The 6,108-nt window shown below is 51.6% G+C and carries 9 protein-coding genes; all 9 read right to left on the bottom strand.

What is annotated here, in order from left to right:
* On the bottom strand, positions 1–112 hold a 112-nt coding region (locus HGBM_RS30350), incomplete at its 3' end, for a DUF1802 family protein (RefSeq protein ID WP_147512870.1).
* Positions 113–278: 166 nt separating this feature from the next.
* Positions 279–1,856, bottom strand: coding sequence for a phosphoenolpyruvate carboxykinase (ATP) (gene pckA / locus HGBM_RS12195; RefSeq protein WP_019121387.1), 1,578 nt, complete (start codon positions 1,854–1,856; stop codon positions 279–281).
* 321 nt (positions 1,857–2,177) lie between these two features.
* A complete protein-coding gene (locus HGBM_RS12190) occupies positions 2,178–2,528 on the bottom strand; it encodes a hypothetical protein (RefSeq protein WP_019121386.1) in 351 nt (116 codons plus the stop codon).
* Positions 2,529–2,781: 253 nt separating this feature from the next.
* Positions 2,782–3,174: a VOC family protein gene (locus HGBM_RS12185; protein ID WP_019121385.1), complete on the bottom strand. Its 393-nt coding sequence runs from the start codon at positions 3,172–3,174 to the stop codon at positions 2,782–2,784.
* A 73-nt stretch (positions 3,175–3,247) separates the two neighbouring features.
* The gene (locus tag HGBM_RS12180; RefSeq protein ID WP_019121384.1) at positions 3,248–3,679 is read right to left on the bottom strand and encodes a hypothetical protein; all 432 of its coding nucleotides are present in this window, start codon (positions 3,677–3,679) and stop codon (positions 3,248–3,250) included.
* Positions 3,680–3,999: 320 nt separating this feature from the next.
* Positions 4,000–4,380 (bottom strand): glycine cleavage system protein GcvH, encoded by a 381-nt coding sequence (gene gcvH, locus HGBM_RS12175; RefSeq protein ID WP_019121383.1) that lies wholly within the window; start codon positions 4,378–4,380, stop codon positions 4,000–4,002.
* A 58-nt stretch (positions 4,381–4,438) separates the two neighbouring features.
* Complete coding sequence (locus tag HGBM_RS12170) at positions 4,439–4,891, bottom strand: redoxin domain-containing protein (RefSeq protein WP_019121382.1); 453 nt, start codon at positions 4,889–4,891, stop codon at positions 4,439–4,441.
* Positions 4,892–4,988: 97 nt separating this feature from the next.
* Positions 4,989–5,537 (bottom strand): peroxiredoxin, encoded by a 549-nt coding sequence (locus HGBM_RS12165; RefSeq protein WP_019121381.1) that lies wholly within the window; start codon positions 5,535–5,537, stop codon positions 4,989–4,991.
* Positions 5,538–5,722: 185 nt separating this feature from the next.
* Positions 5,723–6,082, bottom strand: a complete 360-nt coding sequence (locus tag HGBM_RS12160; RefSeq protein ID WP_019121380.1) for an arsenate reductase family protein — start codon at positions 6,080–6,082, stop codon at positions 5,723–5,725.
* Positions 6,083–6,108 lie beyond the last annotated feature (26 nt).

Genomic DNA, 6,108 nt, shown 5'->3' with positions numbered 1-6,108 from the left:
GCCCGCCCTTGCGAACCGTGATGATCTGCTTCCCTTCTCCCAATGCCTTGACGGCAACTGCCCATTCCTTGAGCGAAAGTGTAGAGACAGGTTGTTGAACGGAGGTAACCATCGGCAGCCTCTCCTTTCCTACATGAAATCTACATGTTCACACTTGTTGATCCATACCCATTTAGTGTATCAGAATCTGCCGGTTGTGCAAGGGAACGGCTCGCACGCAAAAAAACCTTCGCCGGCAAGCAAGGCCAAGCGAAGGTTTTTGCCATGTGACAGAAGATTTACAGTTTGGGGCCAGCCTTTACGATGTCGGTGGCATCCGGGAATTTTTTCGCAAAGTTTTCGGCGAATCGGCTCACCAATTCCTTGGCCTGCCTGTCATAAGCTTCCTTGTCTGCCCACGTGTCACGCGGCTGGAGAACCTCAGCCGGGACTCCCGGGCAAGTGGTGGGCACTTGAACGCCAAACACCGGATCGGTGACAAATTCGGCCTTTTCCAGCTCACCATTCAGGGCAGCCGTTACCATTGCGCGGGTGTACGCAAGGTTCATCCGTTTGCCGACGCCGACCGGGCCGCCGGTCCAGCCTGTGTTGACCAGGTAGACGCGTGCTCCCCTCTCGTCGATCTTTTTGCCGAGCATTTCGGCGTAGACCAGCGGACGAAGCGGCAAGAACGGCGCACCGAAGCAGGTGGAAAACTCCGTTTGCGGGGTGGTGACGCCGCGTTCCGTTCCCGCCATCTTGCTGGTATACCCAGACAGGAAGTGGTACATCGCTTGGTCGCGGGTCAGCTTGGAAATTGGCGGGATCACCCCGAAGGAGTCGGCCGTCAGGAAGATGATCGTCTCCGGATGTCCGCCTACACTGGGAATGACCGCACCTGGGATGGCATCCAGCGGGTAAGCTGCCCTCGTGTTTTCCGTGTAGCGATCACTGTCGTAGTCTGCCCGGCGGGTTTGCGGGTCGACGTCGACGTTTTCCAACACCGCGCCAAACTGAATCGCCTTCCAAATCTGCGGCTCTCCCTCTTCCGACAGGCGAATGCACTTGGCATAGCATCCCCCTTCGATGTTGAACACGCCGCGATCGGACCAACCGTGCTCGTCGTCACCGATCAGAAAGCGCTCAGGGTCAGCCGACAGCGTTGTCTTCCCGGTTCCCGAAAGGCCGAAGAACAGGGCGACATCTCCGTCTTTGCCGACGTTTGCCGAGCAGTGCATCGACAGCACATTTTGCTCCGGCAGCAGGTAGTTCATGATGCTGAAAATCGACTTCTTCATTTCGCCGGCGTACTCCGTACCGCCGATCAAAACCATTTTCCGCTCGAAACTGATGATAATAAACGTCTCCGAGTTGGTTCCATGGACGGCGGGATCCGCTTTAAATCCAGGAGCCGAAACCACGGTAAACTCCGGCTGATGGCCAGCCAATTCCCCTTCCGTCGGACGAATGAACAGTTGGCGGGCAAACAGGTTGTGCCAAGCGTATTCATTGATCACGCGGATCGGCAGGCGGTACTTCTCGTCCGCGCCGGCGTAGCCGTCAAAGACGAACAGCTCTTTCTGTTCCAAATAGTCCATGACATCTGCGTGCAGGCGTTCAAATTTTTCACTGGTGATCGGCTGATTGACCGGCCCCCAGTTGATCTTGTCACGAACTGACGATTCGTCTACAATAAATTTATCTTTCGGGGATCGGCCAGTAAACTTTCCTGTGAGCGCATTAAACGCACCTTTATCAGTCAGCACACCTTCCCCCCGCGCGATTGCGGTCTCCACCAATTTGGCTACTGGCATGTTGTATTGTACATGAGCTTTTTCGAGTACGTCAGTTAGTCGTTTGGCTGTCTTCGCTTCCATATTGTACGATCCCCTTCCCCGGATTCACACAATGTGATTGTCTATTTGATCGATTGATGTAATTAGTATATCACATTAAACGAATTAAGCCACATAATTTTGGCCGAAGATGTGAAAAATATTTGAAGACCCGGTTTTCATGCATATTGTTGCCTTGAAAGCAGAAAATAACCCGCACCGATCACCGAGACAAAGCGTAAAATAACGGGCAGAATGACGGCATTGCCGCACACCCTGCCCGTTTGTGCCCTCCTGCTTCCTCTGGACATACCGAAAATCGTTCTGCCCTGCTGCCATCCCCTGATAAAACGATGGACCGCCCTACACGCTCTTTGCAGTCAGGCGAAGCAGCGCGTCCCATTTCAACTGGTCGCGCACTGTCCCCCGCAGGGCCACTGCCTCGCGCGCGTAGAGATAGGCAAGCCGTTCTCCTGCGAATAGACAGCGCAAATCCCGCTCCGCCCCGCTTACCAGCAGATCGGCAGCCATATCGGCAGCACCCTGCGTCACATCCACCCTGCCTTGGCAAAACGTAAGAAAGTAGCTGGTCCCGCTGTCCAGGGCCATTACCTGAACCCGCCGCTCCCAGCCATGGGTCAACGCGGAAAGAAACGCTTTTTGCTCCAACCGTTCGCGAAACGCCTCCAGCAAGGAAAGAAGCGAACCGACCATCTGGCCACCTCCTCGGACTACTTCCTTCCCATTCGCAGACAGGCGGGTCGAATCCTTTGACGAGCAGAGGGAAGTTGTGTCGCTCACTGTCAGTGCCGAGAAGAAAGTATCGACACTTTCCTTCAAATAAGAAAAATAACAATTTTATACTGAAAGTGGTTTCAGGCATTTATTTTAGGGGTATGAAAGAAGGAGAAGACGAAAAACGCCTCCGTTATCGCAGAGCGGAAGCGTTCTGATGTCTTGATCGCGTTCAAGTGTCATCGTTTTCGTCTTTATCCAATCTGACCTCCAGATGATGCCCATCGGGGGTTTCAAAGTAGAGATTGTAGCTTTGCGGACGCTCAATCGGTCCGCGATAGCAGATGTTTTCTGCTTCCAACTTATCAACCAAGTAATCCAGCTCTGCCCGGCTGGCAACAGAAAAAGCGATGTGGTCAACTTGCCCGATACCGTTTTGTCCCTCGCTGCTGTATGGATGCAGGCCAATCCGGGTTTCCTGACCGACTTGAAAGTAAAGCGGATCTGTTTCCGATACCTGGCTGAGATCAATTGGCACCTCCAGGATCTCCTTAAAAAAAACCGCTACCTTCATTACATCGCGGCAATTCAGCGCGATGTGATGAACGCGTTGCAAATGAAGCATTCGCATAATCCTCCCAATGGCAAGCAATTCTTCGACGATTCATTCTGGATGGCTGACAAAAGCTTGTGAGCGATTAGGCGCTCCGCTGTGAGATTTCCTTGCGCTTGTTGTACTGGCGCAAACGCTGGCTCAGTTTGGTCAGGCGCGCTTTCAGCTGATCCCGCCAATCGCTGTCGTCCAGGTCCTTCGCCACACCCATCAAGTCAAGGGCGATATCAATCTGTTGTTTCAAGACTTCTGCGTAGTTACCTTCATCAGTCATTGTGCAATTATCGAATAAATGGGGCATATTGTCAATGCTCACGAAATCGCGGAAATCGACTTCCGGAGCGTTATCACCTTGAGCGTATTCTACCAGGATCTCAAATTCTCCTTCAATAGCGGGGAGAACTTCCAAACGATTGCAAACAGGGCAGTACATGACTGGCACATTGTGAACCAAAGTCTTGTAATGGCGAACGGTACCAAAAGAACCAAGCATGCCTGCGCCACAACAAAAACTCATTGACTCTCCCTCCCAGCCGCTATGAGTCTTTACCTCATTGCGTTTTTTATTGATTGTATCCTACCACGCCCCTTTCCGCCAGGTTAAAAACATACCATTTTATCCAATTGAAACAGGCAGCCGATTACTGCCATTCTATCGGAAAACAACCGCCTTGACTAGTATTTTTGGACTAGTTCGAACGCAAATATCTTAGAAAACTTGGCTCCGCCGAGCTTTTGGGCGGAGCCTTAGTTGCACTTATGTCGATAGGGCAAAATTTATAAATTCCTATCGACCAAAGGAAAAGATCGGACGAACGTCCGACCTCAAAGGATAGCTTACTCTTTCACCATCGCTGCGTATTTGTCCGCATCCATCAATTTGTCCAACTCGCTCGGATCCGACAACTCGACAACGATCATCCACGCCTTCTCATACGGTGAACTGTTTACCAGTTCCGGCTCCGACTCCAATGCCGCGTTTACCTCCAACACTTTTCCACTGACAGGAGCGTACAGCTCGGATACCGTCTTTACCGATTCAACACTGCCAAACGGTTCGTCCTGCTTGATCGTCGCTCCAACTTCCGGCAGCTCCACAAACACGATATCCCCCAGTTCGGATTGTGCGAACGAGGTGATGCCGATGTACACTTTATTTCCTTCGACACGCACCCATTCGTGCTCTTCACTGTAACGCAGCTCTTTTGGAAATTCCATCTTCACAATCCTCCTATTCATCCATCAGTCATATCCCATAGTATATTGGACAAACGATCTAGGATTCCTCTTGAATCCCCAAAATTCGGTGCAAGCGTTTTTTCACCAGATTCAACCCTTTCTCGCCGGCCTGGAAGTGGCGAAGCTGAAGGGACTCGTCAAACAGGTAATACGCCGGCACGTACTCGTTTTGGAAGGCATCCGTCGTTGTCATCTGGTTGTCGATGGCGATCGGATGGATCAGTTCGTACTGTTCGATGGTCTCTTTAATCTTGTTGATGTCGGTGTCCGCCTCGGAACGCGGCATGTGAATCCCTACGACCTGCAGGTTGTGCTCCGCGTATTTTTCCCGCCACTCGTTGATTTGCGGCAGGGATTCCTTGCACATATGGCAGCTGACAGACCAGAAGTGGACGAGCAGGGGTTTTCCTGCCAAATCCGCTTTTGACACCTGGCCGTTTACCCATTCCGTAATCCCGGGGAAATCAGGCAACTCTTCGCGTAAGCGCATGAAACACATCTCCCTTCTAATTATGTAAAAGAATAAATGAGAAAAAAGGACCTAACAGCACTTGGTTAGATCCCTTTTTTGTACGTCTGTCCGTTTCTTACTTCGCTTCCAGATGTTTGTCGCCTGGGCGCCAGTTGGCAGCGCAGAGACCGCCCGATTGCAGTGCTTGCAGCACGCGCAGGGTCTCATCAACGGAGCGTCCGATGTTCAGGTCAGTTACTACCTGATAGCGCAGAATGCCTTCCGGATCGATGATGAACAGGCCGCGGAATGCAACCCCTTTTTCTTCATCCAGCACGCCGTAGTCGCGAGCGACTGTTTTCAAGAAGTCGGCAGCGATTGGATAGTTTAATCCGCCAAGACCGTTTTGGTCGCGAGGAGTGTTGATCCAAGCGCGGTGGGAGTGGATCGAGTCGGTGGAAACAGCTAAAACGTCCGCATCCAGATCCTTGAAGTCTTCATAAGAATCGCTCAGTGCAATGATCTCCGTCGGGCAAACGAAAGTAAAGTCGGCCGGATAGAAGAACAAGACCAACCATTTTCCGCGGTAGTCGGACAGGGATACTTTTCCGAAGTCCTTACCGTTGCCAAGAGCGGTTTCCATTGTAAAGTCAGGTGCGGGCAAACCAACCAAACGTTGTGCCATGTAAATGACCTCCTCTAAACTTAAGTACAGAGATATCATAACAAACAAGCCTATTTATAGTCAATATAAAGTAGGAATCATTTTCAATAAAAAAACCTTCTATCGAGGCCCCTGGCAGAAGCAGGTTCTTCTCGTCACCTCTATCATCATACCCGCAAGGCTTTTGTTTTATTCATAAAATCTGCCTAGTGCTGACGCCAAATTTCCATCTCCGGCTCTTTAAATCCGACGGTAACGCGCTGACCGTCCGTGATCAGCGGCCGTTTCAACAGCTTTCCGTGAGAGGCCAAGAGCTCCAGCATCTCTTCTTCGCTCATCTGCGGCAGGCGTTCCTTTACGTTCAGCTCCCGGTACAGCTGGCCGCTGGTATTGAAAAACTTCTTCAAGTCCAGGCCGCTGTTCTGCCACATCCGGCGCAGTTCATCCTTGCTTGGCGGCTGCTCCACGATGGGGATTTCCGTAAAGTCCACACCGGCGTTTCGCAGCCACTGTTTGGCCTTCCGGCACGTGCCGCATTTATCGTACAGATACGCTTTGATCGTCATGGTTTATCCCCCCGCTTTCCATTACC

Origin of the sequence: Brevibacillus massiliensis, assembly GCF_000311785.1 — a bacterium.
Classification (GTDB): domain Bacteria; phylum Bacillota; class Bacilli; order Brevibacillales; family Brevibacillaceae; genus Brevibacillus_C; species Brevibacillus_C massiliensis.
Note: the sequence above shows the minus strand (reverse complement) of the source record. Positions and strands in the feature narration are given on the sequence as shown.